Raw genomic sequence first — 20,434 nt, forward strand, 5'->3', positions numbered from 1 at the left:
CGTATCATAAGGGACTCGCTGTGTTTCCCACTGTCTCACCATTGTCGTGCGGCCACTCCCTCGACCTCGCATCGGTGTTCGCCAGGAATTTATGAAGGGTACCCGGAAGCCCGATCGTGACCGGCAGGCCCTTCATGATCTCGAAGAAGCACCACGAAGTCGGCATGTGCCGCCGCGGGTCCGAAGCATCTATAGCTTGCCTGCTCAACCGTAAACTCGGTGTCCTGCATGTCGCGCTAGTGCTTCTCGAGCAGCGTGTGGATCCGCGTCAACTCTTTCAATACCTGCGGCAGCGGCGATCCATCGACGCGTTGTGGGATCCCGTTCTCCGTGCTGCCTCACTGATGTTCTGCGGCGCACGAATGCTCGCCCATTACGCTCTTTGCACGGAATTCACGTTGCTTGCGGCTCGCGCTCTACAGGATGCCCCACGCGCGATAGCGTCCCCGGCCCGTGGTCTCGCGAAGGTCGAGTTCGGCGACAAGGTTTTGGGCCGCACGGGGCGTGATCCCAAGCTCCGCCGCGATCATGCCGGCCGAGACGATCGGCCGGGTCAGCACGTAGTCGAGGAGCGCCGGCAGTTTTGAAGTGGCGCGCCGGCCGGCGAGTTTTCGGGCGAGGAGGTTTCTGGTCATCAGCCAGCGGTCGTGGTCCTTTAGGCCGGCCTCGGCGGCGGCCGTCATCGCCTCGAGCTGCACAACCAGCCGCGCTGCGACGTCGCGTGCCCGCCGACGCTCACGCGAGATGCTTTTCAGCCCGCCATGCAGGCATAACAGATAGCAGCGTGTCTTGCCGCGGTCGCGCAACACGCTAGCTGCGAGCAGGCACCCTAGCCAAGGCGTGTGCTCGAGTGGTTCAATCGCGTCCCAAGCATCCGCGGCGATTGCAGCCGCCAGAGTCGGCGGCAAATTGCGGGTCGCATCGACGACGGCGCGCCAGTCATCGATGCGGCCGTCCTCGTCCCAGTCCGGATCGTAGACAAGCGAGTCCCGCTCTGGCCACGACCGAAGCTCGTCGGCAAGTCTGCGCTCCGCCTTGGCGTTGGCGGCGTCGACCGCGGCGAAGGCGGCGGCTAGATGGAGATCGGTGTTCATGACGCCAAGCGGTCCGTCGACACCCACCGCGTCCCGCTCTGCGTCCTCGTTGAGCCCGAGGCGTTCCTCAACCTCTTCTCGCTCACCCCGGCCCCGAAGGTCAGCCAGTCCGGAAACCGACAGCGCCCAATTGGGCTTTGCGTCGGCAATGCGCCGACGGGCGCGCAGCACGGCGTGAGCCCGGGTCAGCTCGTGTGTAGGGGCGCGGATGTCCATGCCGGCGTCGTGAAGCACGAGGTCATCGAGGTGGACAAGTTCGCCATCAAGCCACAGAGTGGCGCAAGCGTCGGCGAAGTGCATTCGGCTGATCGCGCCGTCACGGATTGCGCTTTTGGCCAGTCGCTCGTCGAGGCGGGCGACAGCATCCTCGGCCGCGGCAAGCGGCCCCGCGAGCTGAGCCCAAGGCAGTGGATCGGCGATTTTGTAGCCGGAAGACAAGGCCTTGATAACCTTAAGAGGAAACGGCGAAACGGAACCTAATACACCTTTATGTTCCGTCACAGCGAGGCCTGTTCCCGCTCTCCTCTCGCTATCGATAAGCACGCCTTATCGGTAGGGTGGCGCCGCAGTGCGATCAGCACGCGCAGCGCTGTAAATCACCAGCGCCAAGCGTCAGATCAACCACAAATCGCCCCTCGTGCCAACCCCCTGCCCTATTCCGGACCAGCCGCACCTTCCTGGTGACTGTGCCCTGCCCGGCAAAGCATTTGTTGCGCCGCCCTCCAAAATCGGGCTACGCGGAACGCAAGGTGAAGCGTAGGTAAAAACACGCCCCGGAAATTGGCGCTCGCCGGACCGCCCTTGCCCAAGGCACAAGGGCATCGAGCGAGCCGTGCCGTCTCAGGCTGCACCGGGACTGCGGCAAGAGCATCAGCTAGCTGATCTTCGAGCACCTCCGCGGTGGCGCTGCCCGAAGATTAGTACCGGCGCCACGGCAACCGCTCCCCACGGCCTGCGGCGACGTCAGACGCGTTCCGATTTCCTGCAGGCGAGCCCAAAGCTCGCGTGCCTCGTCTCAGTCGCTGATGAGCGCGATGAAGGGCGATGCGCCGATGAATAGCTCCTCATACAGACCGTCGCGAAATCGTTTGGTGGGCTGTCCGCCGAGGAGTTGCCCCCTTTGGCGCAGATCCGGGCAGAACTGGTCGCCGCGGTCGAGGAAAAACGACGTCGGCTCGATCTCGAGCACATGAGCGCGTGCCGGTGCACTGTTCGGGTGAGCGGACCTTTTTCCACCACCGTCAATTCCCGCGCCATCGCCTCGGTCTGTGAATTCTCGATATGCAAGGCTATGGCATGCTCCTCTAGACGCAACCATCCCTAGGTCCGAAGCGGGTCCGATACAGGGAATACGGGAGCGGGCCCCCGTTAGTAGGACCGCCAAGGCCGCTGGCATTCCAGCGAAGGGGGCGCTCAGGTCGACGTGCGGCTCTTTGTGGTGCTGACTGGAACTTTATGGTTAACGGCTGATAAACGCCTCCCCTATTCCTCCATCCTTTCCGCTCCCCTACCCTGCCCTTTCTGTCTCCGGACACGCGGCGCGCCGGCGCTTTGCTTCTATCGATGCCGTCCTAGCTGACTTCGATCCGTCCCGGGCGACAACAGCCTCGTTGGCCCGCGCCCGCGCCTGCGTGGTTTCAAGACAACCGGTGCGAGACCCGCGCGGGCAAACCCTCGGCGCGGTGCGACCTCGGTGGTGGCGGAAGGCGCCAAGGAACAGCGTAAACTGGAAGCCTCCGCCGACACATCCGCATTCGCCCTCGGCTGCGAGCGGGAATGGGCTGCACCGTCGTTGATCCGCGGTGTGGCCCGTTCCGCGAAAGAGAAGAGATGCCGTTCCTTCCGAACTGGATTGGCCGAGACCGGCTTCGGCGACACTGATCGCCCGACCGGCTCCGGTCTACCTCTTGCCCGTCGCGCCGCGGTGCCCTCCTCCATCCCTGCTGCTGTCTTAGTCCCGCCAGTCGCGTGGGACCAAGCAACCCGGGATGGCACGGCGGATGATCCGCATAGGACACCCGCGAGGGATAACAGGTCCTCAACCCCGTGCCCAAGCTCGAACGCCTGCCGCGCGAGGTGCACTGCTTCCGGGGTGTTGAGCCGCTTGGGAGCCGACTGTCCGCCAAAGCCCTTGATCGTCACGGTATGCGGGCTGACGTCGCGGTCGTGCTGTGCGAGCGCGACATGTTCGCAGCCGATGATCATGCTTCGAGGGTGGAACGGCGGCTGGGAGCGCGCCGGCGGTGAAAGAGGGCACTTTCCCTCGCTGCAGCGCTCGCCGGGTCGGCTCGCCATTCCAAGGCAGCACGCCACGAGTCGGTGCAAACGCAAGCGCCCGCATCTGGTGATGCGCTGGACGACTTGCTCGTAACGGGTCGCGGGACTCTCGACCTGCCATCCTTCCGACCTGCCATCCTTCGCGTCTGCACGGTCTAGCGCCCCGCAGCGGATGTTCGGTTGCGGCTGAGCGGAGCGCGCCAGGGCCCAACGCTGAATTTTGATCCGAATGGGGCGGTGCTAGAGTTCGAGCGCGAGTCGATTGTGGGAACTGCGTCGGGACGACTGGAGTAAGTTGACCGCGGTCAACTTCTGTTTAAGAGGCGGCGCCTTCGGAACGCAGCAGCCGCGCAGGCTACGTGCTGAGAGTTGACCGCGGTCAACTTTAGACCACCCGTGGGCCGAGTCGGACCGTTAAGGATTGGTTTACCCTTTAACTGTTGCGAGACCGGCCAGAATCGGGCCTAATAGCCACGCTTTGCGCATGCCGTGTACCCGAAATTCGTAACTACGCGAGAAAGCCGTGGCCCTGAACGACCAACAAGCGATGGCGTCAATCACGCCTGGCGCGCCGCAGGCGATCCACGACACGATCGCGGCAGACGCGCGGGAACTGTCGGCGAAGCTGCACGCCCACCGAACGAAGCTGTTCCCGCCAAAAGCACGCAAGCATCTGCGCCGCTTTACATCTGGCGAAGTCGCTAAGCTCGTCGGCATTAATGACGGCTACCTCCGCCAATTGTCGCTGGAGGGCAGGGGTCCTCAGCCGGACACCAGCCCATCGGGTCGAAGGTCGTACACATTCGACGATATTCAAAGTCTTCGTGCTTATCTCGATGAATCCGGCAAGGGTGCGCGCCGATACCGACCGTATCGCGTCGCGGGCGAACAGTTGCAAGTCATTGGCGTCGTTAATTTCAAGGGAGGGTCCGGTAAGACCACCACCGCCGCGCATCTCGCCCAACATCTCACGCTACAGGGCTATCGAGTGCTCGCGATCGATCTGGATCCGCAGGCCTCGCTCTCCGCGCTGCACGGCTATCAGCCCGAGTTTGATGTCGAGGAAAACGGAACTCTGTACGGCGCCATCCGCTACGACGATGCGCGTCGCGAACTGAATGAGATCATTCGGCAGACTTACTTTTCGGGGCTCGACATCGTTCCCGGCAACATCGAACTGATGGAATTCGAACATGAAACCCCGAAAGCGCTAGCTGCGCGCCAGTCGGGTGACCCGCTGTTCTTCGCCCGCGTTGCCCGTGCCCTCGCCACGGTTCAGGAGCGCTACGATATTGTCGTGATCGATTGTCCGCCTCAACTCGGATTTCTCACGCTTTCTGCGCTCTGCGCAGCAACGGCAATTCTGATCCCTGTGCATCCGCAAATGCTCGATGTCATGTCGATGTGCCAATTTCTAATCATGACATCCGACCTCCTTGCCGTCGTGGCCAAAGCAGGCGGCAACATGAATTACGATTGGATGCGCTATCTCGTCACGCGTTATGAGCCCGGCGATGGACCGCAGGCCCAAATGGTCGGCTTTATGCGCTCGCTGTTTGGCGACCGCATGGTCACGAACATGATGCTGAAAAGTACGGCGATCTCGGACGCGGGCATCACGAAGCAGACGCTCTATGAGGTCAGCCGCGATCAGTTCACACGGGCTACCTACGACCGCGCGATGGAATCGCTGGACAGCGTCAATGGTGAAATCCAAAGCCTCATCCAGGCTGCGTGGGGGAGGGCCTAATGGGTCGAAAAAACCTGCTTGCGGACCTCATTGATGACAAGTTGACCGCGGTCAACGAACCCTCGTCAGGTGAGCCCAGCGACAATCGCAGACCAACCCAGCCAACACTTGGGTCGCGCGGAGCGGTCGGCGCCATGAGCCGTTCACTCGAGATGCTGTCCGCGGAGCGCGATGCCGCCAAGGCCTTGACCGAGCAACTCACCACCGGTCAAACCGTCGTCGAGATCGCCCCAGATTTGATCGACGCCTCGATCGTTCCCGATCGTATGACGAGCGTGGACGAGAAGCACTCTGCCCTCGTTGAATCGATCCGCGCCAATGGGCAGTTGGTTCCCATCCTCCTTCGCCCGCATCCGTCCAGCCCGGGCCGGTTTCAGATTGCCTATGGCCATCGTCGCGTTCGTGCGCTCGCCGAACTTGGCCGCCCTGCGCGGGCCGTGGTCCGCGACCTTAGCGACGAAGACCTGGTGGTGGCACAAGGCAAGGAGAATGGTGAGCGGGAGGATCTGTCCTTTATTGAGCGGGCAACTTACGCCGCCGCGCTCGAGGATCGTGGATTCAAGCGCGAGATCATCATGGCGGCGCTCAGCGTCGACAAGACGGAGCTCTCCCGCCTCATCACGGTCGCGCGGGCCCTTCCCCGGAGCCTACTCGATGCAATCGGACCAGCGCCAAAAACCGGCCGCCGGCGCTGGATGGAGTTGGCGGAGCGGCTTGTAGGCCGCCACGACCAAAAGGTATTGGCCGACAGCGTTGCCAGCGATCGGTTTGTGCGCGCTACTTCCGATGAACGGTTCGCGATAACTATCGCCGCGCTGGCGCCCCGCAAGCCCAAAGTTGCACGGCCGACAACCTGGGCGGACGACGGAGGCAAAAAGATCGTGAAGATTGAACGTCGCGCAGATCGCATCACGCTAGCTGTAGATGAAAAGGCCGCGCCTGCGTTTGGAGACTTTGTTATTTCGCGGCTGCCGGAACTCTACCGGGCATTTCTCGATGGAGGCACCGATGAGTGACATCGGGCGTCTTGCCGCTTTGAATATGGCGCTGCCTGGACCCCACACGGTCGGGCGGCGCGATGCGTACCCGCGTTTCCGTCCTCTCACCGTAGGAGCATAGCGGAAAAGAAAAAAGGCCCCCGGAACGTCTCCGTCCGAAAGCCTTCTCTCGTCACGTTTGGCGACTGACAGAGAATCACTTTCACGAATCGCAGTCAAGCGTCTTTAGCGACGGCACCGTTTTGGTGAGCGGATTTTCTTTGCCCGCATGAGGCAAAGACATGCAGTCACACTCCCCAACGACGCCCTTTGGGCGGCGATCGCTGACGCTTGCCCATGTGGCAAGCCAGATGGTCGCAACCGAACGTCCGCCCGAAAAGATCGTCCATAAGTGGAAGATCTTCCACGCCATCTGCACGGCACGGCCGCGCCTTGGCGTGTCGGAACGCTCGCTCTCGGTCTTGAACGCGCTCTTAACGTTCCATCCCGAGACCGCACTGACGGGGGCAGGCGATCTGATTGTTTTCCCGTCCAATCATCAACTCAGTCGGCGGGCGCACGGCATGCCAGCGTCAACGCTGCGACGTCACCTCTCCGTGCTGGTCGACGCGGGCCTGATCGTTCGGCGCGACAGTCCCAATGGCAAGCGGTATGCGCGGAAGGACAATGCCGGCGACATCGAGCTCGCCTTCGGCTTCGATCTGTCGCCGCTGGTCGTGCGCTCGGAGGAGTTCGAGAGCCTGGCAGCCGATATCGAAGCCGAGGCCCGCGCACTCAAGCTCGTACGAGAGCGCATCACGCTGTGCCGGCGCGACATTGCGAAGATGATTGCAACTGGCATCGAGGAAGCCGTTCCGACGCGAAGGGGAGGGCAGGGGCCTGCCGATTGGCAGGTTGTGCACGCCGCCTTCCGCGCGATCGTCGACCAGATTCCGCGCACGGCAACGCGCCAGGAGCTCGAGCCGATCGCCGACGAGTTGTCTCAGCTTGCCGACGACGTGCTCAATCTTCTGGAAGAACACATCAAATCCAAGAATCCGAGCGCCAATGAGTCCCACCCTGAGCGCCACATACAGACTTCAAATCCAGATACCCCAATTGATCTTGAACCTGTCTTCCGAGAAGGCAGGGCGGCGGGAGCTGAGCCTAAACCTCAACCGTCGCGAGTCGGGGAGGGGGCCTATCCGTTGGGAATGGTCCTGAGTGCGTGTCCCGACATCGTCGATTATGCGAAGGGTGGGGTTTCGAACTGGCGCGATTTCCTCGCTAACGCGGCCGTTGTGCGATCGATGCTGGGCATCAGCCCGAGCGCCTGGGAGGAGGCGCAAAAAGTCATGGGCGAGGTGCCCGCAGCCATTGTCGTCGCGTGCATCCTGCAGCGCGGGACGGCGATCAATTCCGCCGGCGGTTATTTGCGCGGTCTGACGCGAAAAGCCGAGGTCGGCGAATTTTCGCTTGGTCCGATCCTGATGGCGCAGATCAATTCTCGCCGGCGAGACAAGCAGCGGGCGTGAGGCGATGAGGCGATGAGGCGCCGCCCAAACCTTACGTTTCTCGTGGATCGAAGAGGCCAGTCCAACCGGCTGCTGCGGTGTCGACGCAAAGCTGTTCGCAGAGATCGTCATGGCAGAAACTCCCCCCAAATCCTCACTCTGTTTTTCCAGCCTCGTCATGGAGGCGCCGCTGAGCGGCTGATGGAGGTGGCGCGGTTCGCGGACGGGGGCCGAGCCCTGGGACACTACTCCCGTTGGATGGGAGATGGTCGAGCACGCCGTTCTGGGACAACAGACATTTCCGTCTGGTGCAACTCAGACAGTCGCATCCAGCCGCAGCCGAGCAGCGACAGTCTTTTTGAGGAGCTTCTGGAGAGAGGCCAATGACGAGATGAGATCGGTGCCGCGATCGACGGACCGTTCCGCTCGATGCGAGTGGGTGCGGTTTTCCTTCGACGGCCGGCAGCCAGGCCGGCAACGTTCTCAACAGCACCAGTAGTATCGATCTACGTACAGCCTCGCAGAAGATCAAGATCTCCAAGGCGAGGCGAGTACCTGTCTATCTTAAGCGGGACGATGCGACGCCTCAAGGAACGCACTTCCTCTCCATCGGATAGGGCGGGATTGACCAGCAGCATCGTGCTTGGAATGACAGCCCTTTTTCAAATGGACATGTTCGAGGGAGGAGTGATCGATGCTGCGCCGCTGCACCAGGGCGCTGACCTCTTCCTGCCGCTGCTCGAGAAGTGGACAGCCATGGAAGACTATGAACCGGTCGACGGGCTAAACTTGGCCGAGGGATTGGCGCGATTTGGATCCCAGGACGCGTTGTCGGCGATCGAGCGGAGATTGAAGCAAGTGCTTGGTTTGAACGATATCGATCTCTAGATTCTGACACGGCAGCACACGTTGGGCATGCACTGACGACGTTGCGTGAAAGACAGCATCTTCTGCCGCTTTCATTTCTCGAGAGAGTGGTCGCCCGATGGTCCTACAACGAGGCATCCGGAGCCGTCTCTATGATCGCCGCGCACGGCACGCAAACCGCGCTAGATGTATTGCTGGAAATCCACACGGGCGCCACCATCTCGCTCAAGGGAGCGGTTATGGATTCGCTAGAAACGCTGGCGGGCCGGTTGGGCGTACGAATTCGGCTGACAAGCAAGGGCAGACTTGAATCAGCAACAATTGAAGTAGCGAGAATCGAAGATACTACTAGGAAGTGGGACGAACCTCCGCGTTAGTAGGCGCCACAAAGCAATACGTTCTAATCTTGATCCGAAGGCCCCTTGTGGTCTACTGTCCTTAGTCCTAGGACAACGGACGAGAGCGAATCCGTATGAAAAGTCAAGACGTTGTTATATTGCTGAAGCTCGTGAGCCTTGAGCAGGCCAAAAATGAGGGCGACCCGCATCTTGGGGAGGCTGCGCATAACGATGACCCGTACTCAGTACGCAGTCTGGAATCAGCCCTTGGTATCAGCAAGACAGAGGTCAATGCGTCGATTAACCGGAGCGTTTCGTCGGGCCTTGCGGTCAAAGATCGGGAAACCGGCCAGGCAAAGCCCAACCGCCGCGATCTCTATAATTTCGTGGTGCACGGATTGAAGTTCGTTTTCCCGGCTAAACCGGGTGCGATGACCCGGGGCATCCCCACCGCCTTTGCGGCCGCCCCGCTTAAAAATCTTCTGATCAGCGCAGGAGAGTACATTTACGTCTGGCCGTACGCCAAAGGCAAGGACATGGGGCAGGCGGTAGACCCGCTGTTTAAAAGCGTACCCCAGGCCATTCAAAAAGACGATCGCCTGTACGAGTATCTGGCCCTTATCGATGGTGTCAGGCTTGGACATCAAAGGGAGGCTGGGCTCGCGGCCGAGCGTTTATCGGAAAGGCTTCTCAGAAAATGACCACCGTTAAAGGCCAGTTGCTTCATATGTTGCAAACGGTCGCGCAGTCTTTGGGAGATGAACTGCGCGAGCGGCTGGTGTTTGTTGGGGGTTGCACAACAGCCCTTTTCATTACGGACGAGATCGTGCTCGAAGGCGTTCGGGCAACCGATGACGTGGATCTGATCGTTGATCTCGTCGGACATGCGCAATGGGCTCAACTGCAAGACGAGTTGCGTCAGAAGGGGTTCGTGGAATCTCCGGAAGACGAGGTCATTTGCCGCATGCGGCTCGGCGACCTCAAAGTCGATTTCATGCCGGATGATGAAAGCATTCTCGGCTTTAGCAATCGCTGGTACGCCAAAGGCATCGAGACGCCGGTCACGTGTCACCTGAACGAGACATTGAACATCAAGCGCCTCACGCCGGAACTGTTCGTGGCGACAAAGTTGGAAGCATATCTCGGCCGCGGCAACGACGATCTCCTAGGCAGCCGTGACATCGAGGACATCCTTCTCGTCGTTGATGGGCGAGAGGAACTCGTGGCTGAAATCCAAAACGCAGACGATGATGTTCGCTGCTACATTGCAGAGAAGTTCAAAGCGCTCTTAGGTCATGAGGATTTTGATCATTTTCTCGACGGCAATATCAAGGGACCTGAAGGCCGGGTCGATATTGTACGAGAGCGCTTTGTCGCCATAAGCCGGAGCGATGCTGGCGAGCGAGAGGAGAATGGAGATCAATTGGCGCAGTGAGCAAGGAAAGAGGACGTGCGATATCCAGGATTGCGGGGGAGTCGGAGCGCGCGCCGATGCCGTGTTATGTCTCCTTCTCGACGGTTCAACCTCTGCCCAACAAGCGGTGACCTTGCCCGCCAGATTTTCCGCGATGTCGTAGACTGGTACGTCGCCACAGACGAAGCCGCAGTGGCAGAAAGCCTCAGCCGGCAATTGCGCCGCACTCATCGCAGTTTATCTCGGCGATTTCCGCGGGACAGCGTGAGCTACGTGCTCGCCCAACGTGGTGAACCAACGCCTGCGACTCGCCTCGGTTTCGCCCGCGCTGCTCGAGGTCTATGCCGACGAGGGCATGTCGCTCGAGCAGTTGATGGCCTTCGCCGTCACGGATCACGGCCGCCAGGAGCAGGTCTGGCAGACCATCTCCGGCTCTTGGCAGAAAGAGCCTTATCAGATCCGCCGCATGCTGACGGAGAAGTCGGCGCGCGCCTCCGACCGTCGCGCCATGTTTGTTGGCCTAGATGCCTACGAGGCGGCCCGTGGCGTGGTGCTGCGCAACCCGTTCCAGTCCGACGACGCGACGACGGCGGCTGGCTCGAGGACGTCGCTCTGCTCGACGGTCTGGTCGCTGAGAAGCGAAAGGCAGAGGCGGAAACGATCGCCGCCGAAGGCTGGAAGTGGATCGAGCTCCCAGGGTGCGAAGCTCATAGGCCAGTACGACAGCTCAGCGCTTTGTCGCTGGGTGGCATCCGACCGCTCGCCTGGGCCTGCGCAGCAACACGCGCTTAGCACTACGTATCTTGCGGCCGAGAAGTCGATGGGATGACTCCAGTTCTCATGTGATCCATCGTGAAATCCGAACCTGCCATCGGATTACTTGATCTCCGTCACCAAACGATTGCGTCCCAACGATACTGCGTCGGCCGCACAAATGCTGACCTCCAGTGGATAGGGACAATGACACTCTCAGAAACGAACTTTCGCTTACTTCGAACAATCAAGAATGTTGTTTTGACTCTTGCGGCGGCGTCTCTCGCGTCGAGTGGGGCACAAGCTGCTGACCTGCCAGTCAAAGTCAGAGCAGTGGAGTACGTGAAGGTTTGCTCACTGTACGGCGCTGGCTTCTACTACATCCCTGGCTCGGACACTTGCATCAAGCTTGGCGGATATCTGCGCACTGACTTTGTCGCGAATAGCAACAGCGATTTTGACCCGGCCGCCAATGGCGTAGCGGGAGCACGCAACCGTCTAGGCAACAGCTACACTTGGCGCGCTCGTGAAGGACTGAGCATCGACACGCGCACCGCGACTGAGTACGGCCTCGTTCGCACCTATTTCTCGGGCGTGTTCACCTGGACGTCAGGCGGCTATACTGGCGCCGGCACGAGTGCCGTCAATGGGGCGACCGCTTACACAACGTCGACAGCTTCACAGGTCGCTGGTGGTTCGCTCGGCGTCTACTCCGCCTTTATCCAGTTCGCAGGCTTTACGATGGGTAAGGCCGTCTCACAGTTCTCGGCGCCCTGGACCAACTATCCAGGCAACGAGTTCGATGATCTTCCGGGCGGCGGCGGATGGGTCACCGGCGTGAACCAGTTCACCTATACCGCTGACTTCGGACAAGGCATCACGGCCGCTTTCTCAGCCCAGGATCAGGTCGCCTACGGCACGACCAATATCTGGAATGTAAGCGGAGCAACGGCGGCCGCTCTCGCCACCGGTGCGTACGGTACTAACAACATCGGCGGTTCATCGTCTCCAGACCTCATCGCGATGGTTCGTATTGACCAGGCGTGGGGTCTCTTCCAGGCGTCGTTCGCGGCGCATGACAACCATGCTGGGTACTACGGTGGCGACGAAGCGACCTGGCATCCGGACGACAAGTGGGGCTGGGCTGCTGCTTTGGCCTTGTCAATCAAGAACATCCCGACCGGAGCCGGTGACACGATCAACGTGTCAGGCGCTTATACCAACGGCGCGACCCGCTACAACTTCAACGATTTGATGCCAACCACCTACGCGATGTACGGCGGCACGGGGCTGGCAGGTGCTTATCAGAGCGTCGGCTTGGCGGGCTTGTCTGACTCCGTGTTCGTTGCCGGTGCGGGCCAGGAGCTAACCAAGACGTACGGCTTCCATGCTGGTTACACCCACAACTGGGATCCTCATTGGAATAGTGCCATCTACGGCGGCTGGGGCGCCGTTCGGTATAACAGCGCAGCGAAGGGCTACATCTGCGGTGCATTCGTAGCCAACCTTGCGCTGTCGAGCGGCAATGCTGGCTGTAATCCTGATTTCAACTATGGGGTTGTCGGCGTCGTCACGCGCTGGACACCGGTCAAGAACCTGACCTTCACGGCAGATCTCGCCTACACCATGCTCGACCAAAAGTACGCGAGCGGAAGTACAGTGACACTGCCTGTGCAGTCTGCGGTCGCCAAGCCGGCGGCTCTTTACGAATTGAAAGATCAGAGCACGCTGACCCTGCTCTTGCGGGCTCAGCGGAACTGGTGAGGCTCTGTCTAAACCAGCGAAAGGAGAAAAGAGGGCTCAAAGAACGAAGTTAACCTCCAAGGAGGCCTCCGGCATGCCCGCCGGGGGCCTTCTGCAATTCGTATCTAAATCAGACATACGGCGGCTTTCAAACGGCGTTGAAGGACCGTTTTGGGCCGAGCTTCCTCGTTGTGGGCTTTGCTCTCACGTTCAAGAAAAGCGGGTGCTAGGTGAGATCTTCAGCAAGCTGGAATGCTGCTACGACAATCTTATGCCGTCTCCGCAAGGGCGGTCTTCTTACAAAGACGAACGAGCCACCGGCAAAAAGCGCGAGACATTTCGGGATTATCGCCTCGGTCTACAGCATAGGCGCGATACTGCATGCCGCTGGGAGTGCGCGATCGTGGAATCACATTGAGAGCTCCACCACGTACCAGGTCACTTACAATGATTTCGGGCGCGACGAGAAGACATTTGCCCGTCATCACCGCCGGCAAGGCCAGGTAATTGTGATCATATCGCGCTCCCGATTTTATATCCTTTGGGGTCAGGTTCATGGCCCGCAGCCATGTCGGCATTATGTCAGGCCGGGATGTGATGTTCAGGATGGGTACCGTGCGAACAACCGGGAGGCTCTTGCCATCGACGTGATTTGGTGAGCCCACACATACGAGTTGCTCGTTGTAGATTTCCCAATCATCCGCTGGCTCGATGACGGAAAGATCCCGTGTGATCAAAATGTCGTAATCGTCGGACGACGTCGGTTGCGAAAGTGAGCTAATCACATCCACAACTACGCCGCCCATTTCATTAGAAAAAGCTTGGAGATTTGGAATCAGAAAGGCGTAAGCGAAAGTCGAGAGTGACGTGCGGACTACAATCCGATTGGTGTCTCGACGATTCCGTCGGCGCATTCTCTTAGCGGTGAAGCAAACGGTATCTAGCGGTTCTGCAACCGTGTTCGCAAAAAGCCGTCCGAATTCCGTCAATTCGCTACGCCGGCCGCGACGCTGCATGAGGTCACTGCCCAGATACTCCTGCAGCACGGCGAGGTAGCGGCTGACCGAACTCTGGGTCATTCTCAAGGCGCTAGCCGCGCGGGTTACGCTTCCCTCGCGCGCAATTGTGACGAATACCCGGATCGCATTGAGTGGCACTTCATCCGTTTCGGTAGCCATTTTGTGCTCCGGAATTTCGGGCATGCCCGTCAGTTCTCGCAGGAGGGCATTGCCAGAAACCAATAGTCCATCACATTATTCGATGATCGTAGCCGGGTTACTAGATACCAACTGCAGGTCGCGCGCGAAAGCGATTTCGCTCAGACGCCGTGCAATCCGTGCGAACGAGCTCACTTCTAGGTGCGCACATTGGTTTCCAAAGGCGCGACGAAATCGTGCCGTTAAATCGGCTGGCGTGATCGCTCTTTGCGCGGTAGGAGAGGGGCGTTTACAGCAATTGTCGAACAGCAAAAACTGCGCCCGAGCAGAGTTCAGACGCAATGACGCCGTCTTGGACAAGAGATCTAGCGAAGGAAGCGAGCTTCGGCCGCCTTGACGCTATCCACGTTCTGGAGGTCGAAAATCTCTTCGACCGGCAGAATATCCTTGTGGACGTTCTGGACGCCGCCATCGGCAATGATTCGGCGGAAGGTCTCTCTCATCGCAGTTGCAGCAGCGCGGATACCGTAATTGCCGTAGATCATTACGCGGATATTCCCGAGTGCTTTGACCCGCTCGGCGTCGAGATCCGGGTACGCGTTCGGAACGATCGCTAGCGGCACCGATCCGCCCCAGGCGCGCGAAAAGCTTTCGATCTCTGATGCATCCTTCTTTTTCGAATGGATCAGCACCATTTCGGCGCCGGCCTCTTCGTAAGCTTTTGCTCGGTGCAGAGCTTCCGTTTCGCCGAGACCCGCAATCAGGGCTTCGGTGCGGGCGATCACCAGAAAATTGGGGTCTCGTCTTGTCGCAACAGCGGCCTCGATCTTGCCCTGGAACTCCTCGATGCGGAGCAGTTCCTGGCGTCCGCCAGCCATAAGGCTTGTCACTTTCGGAAAGGTTTTGTCTTCGATTACCACAGCGCTGGCGCCAGCTCGCTCGTATTCGTGAACGGCGTGGATCACGTTGATTGCATTGCCATAACCGGTGTCAATGTCAGCGATGATCGGCAGCGTCGTGCGTCCAGCGATCGAGCGCAGCATGTCGAGATGCTGGGTCATCGAGATCAGGCTCATATCGGGCAGACCGTAAAGCGCGGAGAGTTCGAAGCCCGATGCCCATAAAGCATCGAACCCGGCCTCTTCGGCCAGCAGAGCCGAAAGAGGGCTATGGGCGGCCATGACATGGATGAGACCGGTTTCGTCCAGGCGAGTACGAAGGCGTTTGACGGAGGACATCGGAAAATCCTTCTTTCGCGGACTCGGCTCGCCGTCACTGAGCGGGGTCACCTCGGCACCCCGATCGCGCAATTGGGCCGCGCCCGCGGTCATGATCTTGGCTTTTTGAGGGACGGACGACATCTGAGTCGGTCTAAAACGAGAGACAAGAGTCGGCACCTGAGTGAAAAGCGGAAATCTTGCCGGTTTCTAATTGCTCTTAAGCGGGCCGACCAATGGTGTGATCGCATTCTTGCGATCTAATGATCAACCATCTCGATGATGGCGTCGTGTCTCGTTGCACCTCAGAGCTGGTCAAGAAGCTAGGGGGGACATCGTTTCCGCGCGACACTTGATCACTCGAGACCATGTTGGTTGCGCTAACAGTCAGAGCGCTGATGACGTTTTAGTTGGGCAGCGTCCTCAGCCCAACCGGGAGCGACCCAGTTCCGAGGAGGCACCGTTCTCTGCCCGGAAGCCTCATGTCATCTCATCTGCGCACGTGAACATCGACTTAGTCGATGAATGTCATCGCAGCGTAGCATTTCGCGGCTCTAACGTCGGACACGTTTGGCAAGCACGAGATCAGCGATCTTAGTTTTCGGCCTCTGCGAGGATCTGCTGATCGCCGCAAGGTCAAGGCTATGCGTTCCGTACTGATTGAAGCGAATTCCGGGAGACGGTGATGACCCGCAGCCATCTGACACGGCGAGAGGCTTTGACTGGTGCGCTCGCAGCAGGTTTGTTGCCGACCGCGAGCGCCGTCTGGGCTGAGAGCGACGGCAAGAAACCAGCCCGGCGGCGATTAAGAGTTGGCATGTCCGGCTTTCCCCGCACGTTTGACCCAGTCATCGCAACCGACACCGCCATTCGGCGGATCATGCCACAGCTGTTTGATAGCCTCATTGGCTTTGACCACGCCAATGGGATGGCGCTGCGGCCGGCATTGGCCGAACGTTGGGAGCGAGTTGATGCGCAGTCGCTGCGGCTGTTCCTGCGCAAAGGCGTGGCGTTCCACGACGGAAGCCCGCTGACTGCCGAAGATGTCGCCTTTAGCCTCGGGCCCGACCACCTCTTAGGACCGGGCCGCAGCGGAATGTCCGATGCGCTGCAGTCGCTGGACCGGATCGACAAAGTGGATGTCGTCGATCCCTATACGGTCATTGTCCACGCCAAAGGGAACGACGCACTGCTTGAGCAGCGTCTGGCTTCCTGGGGAGCGGAGATCGTCTGTAAGCGCGCGTTCACCGCCGCGGGCTCGTGGGAGCGCTGGACGGCAGCTCCTGTAGGGAGCGGCCCGTACAAGCTCGTCAATCACAAGCTCGACATCCATGTCACGTTGACTGCGCACGATGCATATTGGGGCGGGCGGCCACCATTTGAGGGCGTCGAATACCGCATTATTCCCGAGCTTTCCGCGCGCGTGAACGGCCTTCTTGCCAACGAGCTCGATCTCATCACTGACATCCCACCCGATCAATTCGAGCGTATCGAGAAGCGGGCCGATCTCCAGGTCTCGGGCGGGCCAGTACAGAATATCCGCTCGCTCGTGCTCGACCAGAACGATCCAGTGCTGAAAGACGTGCGGATCCGCCGTGCGATGAGCCTTGCGCTCGATCGCAAGCTCTTGATCGAGAGCCTGTGGGCGAACCGTCTGCCGATTCCGAATGGCTATCAACTCGCGAGTTATGGCCAGGGCTACATCGAGGATTTCCCCGCGCTGCTTTATGATCCTGATAAGGCGAAGGAGCTGGTCGCTGCGGCGGGCTACAAAGGAGAGCCGATCATTTATCGGCTCCTCAACAACTACTACCCCAATCAGATCTCTGGCGCGCAAACCATGATCGAGATGTGGCGTGCAGTCGGCCTGAACGTCAAAATCGAGATGATGGAAAACTTTGCCCAAGTTCAGCGCCAGCCGGTGCGGGCGATCTTCGACACCTCCAACACGGCGTTGTTTCTGGATCATCTCGGCCATCCCTGGCGTGAATACGGCCCCAGCGGCGCCCTGCCGAAGTCGGTTGGGGTCTGGAAGAACGAGGAGTATTTCGCCTTGGGCGCGCAGCTCCAGGAGACCGCTGAGCCCGAGCAGCGCCGTCCAATCGTCCGCCGCATGCTCGAGATTATCAATGACGTCGATCCACCCTGTGTGATTTTGCATGTGTCCGGCCAGTTCTATGGCAAGCGGCGCGACGTACCCTGGTTGCCGGGGCTGACGCTCGATCTCAATTTCGGCCCATTCAACAGCGCCTTGATCCGGACCTGAATCAGGATGAATGACGCGTTCCTCCGCTTGCGCGCAGCTCCACCACGTGGGCTGCCCGGCTCCCGCAATCCCTACGACGCCGCCCGCGAGGAGCAGCCGCGTCGACGCTGGCAGGACAGGGAGCTCAGATGACACCACTTCTTGAGATCACAGGGCTGCAGGTCGCTTTCGACCAGGTGCCGGTGCTGCGTGGAATAAATCTTGGTCTCCGCCGTGGCGAAGCGCTGGGCATGGTCGGCGAAAGTGGTTGCGGAAAGTCGGTGACTTGGCTTGCGGCGCTTGGCCTCTTGGGGGCACGCGCCCGGACGGCAGGCAGCGTACGCTTTGCTGGCGAAGAGCTTCTCCATGCTCCCGCCCGTCATCTGGAACAGGTGCGTGGTGGCCGAATTGCAATGATCTTTCAGGATCCGACCAGCGCGCTCAATCCCGTGCGTACCGTGGGCGATCAGATCGGCGAAGCTCTGCAGCTCCATCGTGGGATGGACAGGCGCAGCGCGCTCAACGAAGCGCGTCGTTTGCTGGATCAGGTCGGCATTCCCGATGCGGCGCGACGGCTTGGCGGCTATCCGCACGAGTTTTCCGGTGGGCAGAATCAGCGGGTCATGATTGCCATGGCGCTTGCGGGACAGCCCGACATCCTCATCGCCGATGAACCCACCACGGCTTTGGACGTCACTATTCAGGCGCAGATCCTTGAGCTTCTGCAAGAGATTCAACGCGAAAGAGGCATGGCGCTGGTCCTGATCTCACATGATCTGGGCGTTGTCGCCGAGATCTGCGAGCGCGTGCTGGTGCTTTACGCCGGGCACATCATTGAAGAAGCACCCGCCGTGCGTCTGTTCGACCATCCCACTCATCCATATACACGCGGGCTTGTTGGGGCCCTCCCGAATCTGGACGGGCCTCGGCAGCGCCTCGCCGCCATTCCCGGTGTCGTTCCGAGCCCGGCGGACCTTCCGCCAGGATGTCCCTTCGCGCCACGCTGCGACCTGCGCACGGACCGGTGTGGCGAATGCACTGTCGAATTGACGTCTGTGGAGGATAATGCCGACCACAGAATTGCCTGCTTGCATGTCACCGGCCAGCGGTGCCAGGACGAGACCGTCGCCGCATGACGATGACGGTCGCACCGCTTCTCCAAGCCGATGGGCTTGTCCGACGATATTCCTTGCGCCAGGGCCTGTTTCGGGGCCACTCGACGGTCCACGCCGTCAATGGACTGTCGCTGTCTCTGGCCAGCGGCGAGACGCTCGGACTTGTTGGCGAATCGGGCTGCGGAAAATCCACCGCGGGCCGGCTTCTCATTGGCCTGGAACGACCGGATGCGGGCACCGTCAGCTTCGGCGGACAAGAGTTCTCGCCGATGGGCGATATCCGTTGGCGGCATCTCAGGATGCGAATCCAAATGGTATTTCAGGACCCGCTGGGGGCGCTCGATCGCCGGTTGACGATCGGGGCGCAAATCGCAGAACCGCTCGAAATTCATCGGATCGGCAGCAAGTCCGAAAGAGCGGACCTGATCAATAGGCTCCTCGCCGACGTTGGCCTCAGAACCGATCACGGGGCGCGCTATCCTCATGAACTCTCAGGTGGCCAACGCCAGCGTGCGGTGTTGGCACGAGCACTCGCGACCGATCCGGACCTCATCGTGTGCGACGAGCCGGTGTCCGCGCTCGACGTCTCGATCCAGGCTCAAGTCGTCAATCTTCTGCGTGACCTGCAGGAGCGGCGGCACATGGCGATGATCTTCATCAGCCATGACCTGCGCGTCGTTCGGCAGATCAGTGATCGCATCGCCGTGATGTATCTCGGCTCGATCGTCGAAGAAGGCTCGCCCGATGCAGTTCTGCGCGCCCCCTTGCATCCGTATTCAAAAGCGCTGGTTTCCGCCGTACCCAGGCCTGGACGGCGTAGCGAGCGGACGATCCTGCAAGGTGATCCGCCCAATCCATCGGCGCGGCCCGCCGGCTGCGCCTTCCATCCACGTTGTCCGGCGGCTCTTCCGGCCTGCGCATGGATTGTGCCCGAGCTCACATCCGTAGGCGCAGGACGCAGGGTCGCTTGCCATTTGATCAACAGGGATGGTCTCCAAGTTGGGAGCGTCGCTTGATGACCCGCTTCATCATGACTCGGGTGGCTCGCGCCGTGCTCACCATAGCGATGGTAGTCACATTCGCCTTCGTGGTTCTGCGAGCCTCTGGCGATCCCGCTCGCGCGATGCTGTCGCCTGAAACGTCGGCCGATGCGGTCGAGGCCTTTCGCAAGGCTTGGGGGCTCGATGCACCACTCTGGGTCCAATACGTAAAATATCTTCTTGCGGTCATCCACGGAGATCTCGGCCAATCCATGCGGGACGGGCGTACTGCCGCCACGGTTGTTGCCGAACGCATCCCGGTCACGCTGATGCTCACTGCTCCGGCACTCGCCCTCAATCTTCTCCTAGGCATTCCGGCCGGCATCTATGCAGCCCTCAAGCGCGACAGTTTCACTGACCGTCTGGTGATGATGGTGACGGTAGCGGGCTTCACCGTGCCTTCATTCGTGCTCGGGCTCGTACTCGTGCTCGCCTTTGCGGTCGAGCTTCCCTGGTTTCCTTCAGGGGGCGCCGGCAGCGTGCGCCATATGGTCCTGCCGGTGGTCACGCTTGGCCTTGGCGGCGCGGCCGTTCTGGCTCGTTTCACCCGCAGCGCCATGCTCGAGGTGCTCGGGCAAGCCTATATCCGCACGGCGAGTGCCAAGGGTGTGCCATGGCGCAGAGTCGTGACGGGTCATGCCCTGCCCAATGCCGCCATACCAGTGTTGACCATCGTGGGTTTGATGGTAGGCAACTTAATCGCGGGGACGGTGCTCGTCGAAAGCGTCTTTTCCTGGCCGGGAATCGGCAGTCTGCTCGTCGTCTCCGTCGTAAGTCGCGATCTGGCTGTGGTCCAATGCATCTTGCTGCTGGTGGCAGCCGCCATGATCGCGACAAACCTCGCAGTCGATCTCCTTTACGGTATGCTCGATCCGCGTCTGCGCGATACGCGCTCTGCTGGAGGAGCGTAGATGGCGGAAATGTCTGCCGGAC

General features: G+C 60.3%; 15 protein-coding genes and 1 pseudogene. 12 read left to right on the plus strand and 4 right to left on the minus strand.

Going from position 1 to position 20,434, the window contains the following annotated elements; genetic code table 11:
• Window positions 1-416 precede the first annotated feature (416 nt).
• Both IVB48_RS23440 and IVB48_RS23445 read right to left on the minus strand, forming a co-directional pair.
• Window positions 417-1,595: an RHE_PE00001 family protein gene (locus IVB48_RS23440; RefSeq protein WP_247403451.1), complete on the minus strand. Its 1,179-nt coding sequence runs from the start codon at window positions 1,593-1,595 to the stop codon at window positions 417-419.
• Between the two features lie 514 nt (window positions 1,596-2,109).
• Complete coding sequence (locus IVB48_RS23445) at window positions 2,110-2,283, minus strand: hypothetical protein (protein ID WP_247403374.1); 174 nt, start codon at window positions 2,281-2,283, stop codon at window positions 2,110-2,112.
• Between the two features lie 1,635 nt (window positions 2,284-3,918).
• Here IVB48_RS23445 and repA point away from each other — a divergent pair.
• The 8 genes and pseudogenes from repA to IVB48_RS23485 all read left to right on the plus strand — a co-directional run bounded on the left by repA (window position 3,919) and on the right by IVB48_RS23485 (window position 12,748).
• On the plus strand, window positions 3,919-5,121 hold the full coding sequence (repA, locus tag IVB48_RS23450) for a plasmid partitioning protein RepA (protein WP_247384282.1): 1,203 nt from the start codon (window positions 3,919-3,921) through the stop codon (window positions 5,119-5,121).
• The gene (gene repB / locus IVB48_RS23455; protein WP_039800569.1) at window positions 5,121-6,137 is read left to right on the plus strand and encodes a plasmid partitioning protein RepB; all 1,017 of its coding nucleotides are present in this window, start codon (window positions 5,121-5,123) and stop codon (window positions 6,135-6,137) included. Before repA ends, repB begins: the two co-directional genes overlap by 1 nt.
• A 263-nt stretch (window positions 6,138-6,400) precedes the next feature.
• On the plus strand, window positions 6,401-7,633 hold the full coding sequence (gene repC / locus IVB48_RS23460) for a plasmid replication protein RepC (protein ID WP_247403377.1): 1,233 nt from the start codon (window positions 6,401-6,403) through the stop codon (window positions 7,631-7,633).
• A 603-nt stretch (window positions 7,634-8,236) separates the two neighbouring features.
• On the plus strand, window positions 8,237-8,500 hold the full coding sequence (locus IVB48_RS23465) for a hypothetical protein (protein ID WP_247403380.1): 264 nt from the start codon (window positions 8,237-8,239) through the stop codon (window positions 8,498-8,500).
• 451 nt (window positions 8,501-8,951) lie between these two features.
• Window positions 8,952-9,518 (plus strand): hypothetical protein, encoded by a 567-nt coding sequence (locus IVB48_RS23470; RefSeq protein WP_247403383.1) that lies wholly within the window; start codon window positions 8,952-8,954, stop codon window positions 9,516-9,518.
• Window positions 9,515-10,252 (plus strand): hypothetical protein, encoded by a 738-nt coding sequence (locus IVB48_RS23475; RefSeq protein ID WP_247403386.1) that lies wholly within the window; start codon window positions 9,515-9,517, stop codon window positions 10,250-10,252. Before IVB48_RS23470 ends, IVB48_RS23475 begins: the two co-directional genes overlap by 4 nt.
• Before the next feature lie 265 nt (window positions 10,253-10,517).
• Window positions 10,518-10,924, plus strand: a pseudogene (locus IVB48_RS23480) (DNA-binding protein); the annotation flags it as partial.
• A gap of 267 nt (window positions 10,925-11,191) precedes the next feature.
• Window positions 11,192-12,748, plus strand: coding sequence for a porin (locus IVB48_RS23485; RefSeq protein ID WP_247403390.1), 1,557 nt, complete (start codon window positions 11,192-11,194; stop codon window positions 12,746-12,748).
• A 248-nt stretch (window positions 12,749-12,996) separates the two neighbouring features.
• Here IVB48_RS23485 and IVB48_RS23490 read toward each other — a convergent pair whose 3' ends face one another.
• The gene (locus IVB48_RS23490) at window positions 12,997-13,905 is read right to left on the minus strand and encodes a LysR family transcriptional regulator (protein ID WP_247282215.1); all 909 of its coding nucleotides are present in this window, start codon (window positions 13,903-13,905) and stop codon (window positions 12,997-12,999) included.
• A gap of 344 nt (window positions 13,906-14,249) precedes the next feature.
• The gene (locus tag IVB48_RS23495; protein ID WP_247774419.1) at window positions 14,250-15,122 is read right to left on the minus strand and encodes an isocitrate lyase/phosphoenolpyruvate mutase family protein; all 873 of its coding nucleotides are present in this window, start codon (window positions 15,120-15,122) and stop codon (window positions 14,250-14,252) included.
• 664 nt (window positions 15,123-15,786) lie between these two features.
• Here IVB48_RS23495 and IVB48_RS23500 point away from each other — a divergent pair.
• The 4 genes from IVB48_RS23500 (at window position 15,787) to IVB48_RS23515 (ending at window position 20,412) form a co-directional block, all read left to right on the plus strand.
• Window positions 15,787-17,367, plus strand: a complete 1,581-nt coding sequence (locus tag IVB48_RS23500) for an ABC transporter substrate-binding protein (protein ID WP_247403397.1) — start codon at window positions 15,787-15,789, stop codon at window positions 17,365-17,367.
• A gap of 128 nt (window positions 17,368-17,495) precedes the next feature.
• Entirely contained in the window at window positions 17,496-18,482 is a 987-nt protein-coding gene (locus IVB48_RS23505) for an ABC transporter ATP-binding protein (RefSeq protein ID WP_247403400.1), read from the plus strand.
• The gene (locus tag IVB48_RS23510; RefSeq protein ID WP_276576834.1) at window positions 18,479-19,477 is read left to right on the plus strand and encodes an oligopeptide/dipeptide ABC transporter ATP-binding protein; all 999 of its coding nucleotides are present in this window, start codon (window positions 18,479-18,481) and stop codon (window positions 19,475-19,477) included. Before IVB48_RS23505 ends, IVB48_RS23510 begins: the two co-directional genes overlap by 4 nt.
• Window positions 19,477-20,412, plus strand: a complete 936-nt coding sequence (locus IVB48_RS23515; protein WP_247403403.1) for an ABC transporter permease — start codon at window positions 19,477-19,479, stop codon at window positions 20,410-20,412. The genes IVB48_RS23510 and IVB48_RS23515 overlap by 1 nt, the downstream gene beginning before the upstream one ends.
• The last annotated feature ends 22 nt before the right edge of the window (window positions 20,413-20,434 follow it).

This window comes from Bradyrhizobium sp. 76, assembly GCF_023073025.1.
GTDB lineage: Bacteria > Pseudomonadota > Alphaproteobacteria > Rhizobiales > Xanthobacteraceae > Bradyrhizobium.

Excerpts from the sequence above, each read along its gene's own strand:
- IVB48_RS23505 (WP_247403400.1), top strand. The coding sequence starts at position 17,496 with ATGACACCACTTCTTGAGATCACAGGGCTGCAGGTCGCTTTCGACCAG.
- repC (WP_247403377.1), top strand. The coding sequence starts at position 6,401 with ATGCAGTCACACTCCCCAACGACGCCCTTTGGGCGGCGATCGCTGACG.
- IVB48_RS23515 (WP_247403403.1), top strand. The coding sequence starts at position 19,477 with ATGACCCGCTTCATCATGACTCGGGTGGCTCGCGCCGTGCTCACCATA.
- IVB48_RS23495 (WP_247774419.1), bottom strand. The coding sequence starts at position 15,122 with ATGTCCTCCGTCAAACGCCTTCGTACTCGCCTGGACGAAACCGGTCTC.
- repB (WP_039800569.1), top strand. The coding sequence starts at position 5,121 with ATGGGTCGAAAAAACCTGCTTGCGGACCTCATTGATGACAAGTTGACC.
- IVB48_RS23500 (WP_247403397.1), top strand. The coding sequence starts at position 15,787 with ATGACCCGCAGCCATCTGACACGGCGAGAGGCTTTGACTGGTGCGCTC.
- IVB48_RS23510 (WP_276576834.1), top strand. The coding sequence starts at position 18,479 with ATGACGATGACGGTCGCACCGCTTCTCCAAGCCGATGGGCTTGTCCGA.
- repA (WP_247384282.1), top strand. The coding sequence starts at position 3,919 with ATGGCGTCAATCACGCCTGGCGCGCCGCAGGCGATCCACGACACGATC.
- IVB48_RS23475 (WP_247403386.1), top strand. The coding sequence starts at position 9,515 with ATGACCACCGTTAAAGGCCAGTTGCTTCATATGTTGCAAACGGTCGCG.
- IVB48_RS23470 (WP_247403383.1), top strand. The coding sequence starts at position 8,952 with ATGAAAAGTCAAGACGTTGTTATATTGCTGAAGCTCGTGAGCCTTGAG.
- IVB48_RS23490 (WP_247282215.1), bottom strand. The coding sequence starts at position 13,905 with ATGGCTACCGAAACGGATGAAGTGCCACTCAATGCGATCCGGGTATTC.
- IVB48_RS23485 (WP_247403390.1), top strand. The coding sequence starts at position 11,192 with ATGACACTCTCAGAAACGAACTTTCGCTTACTTCGAACAATCAAGAAT.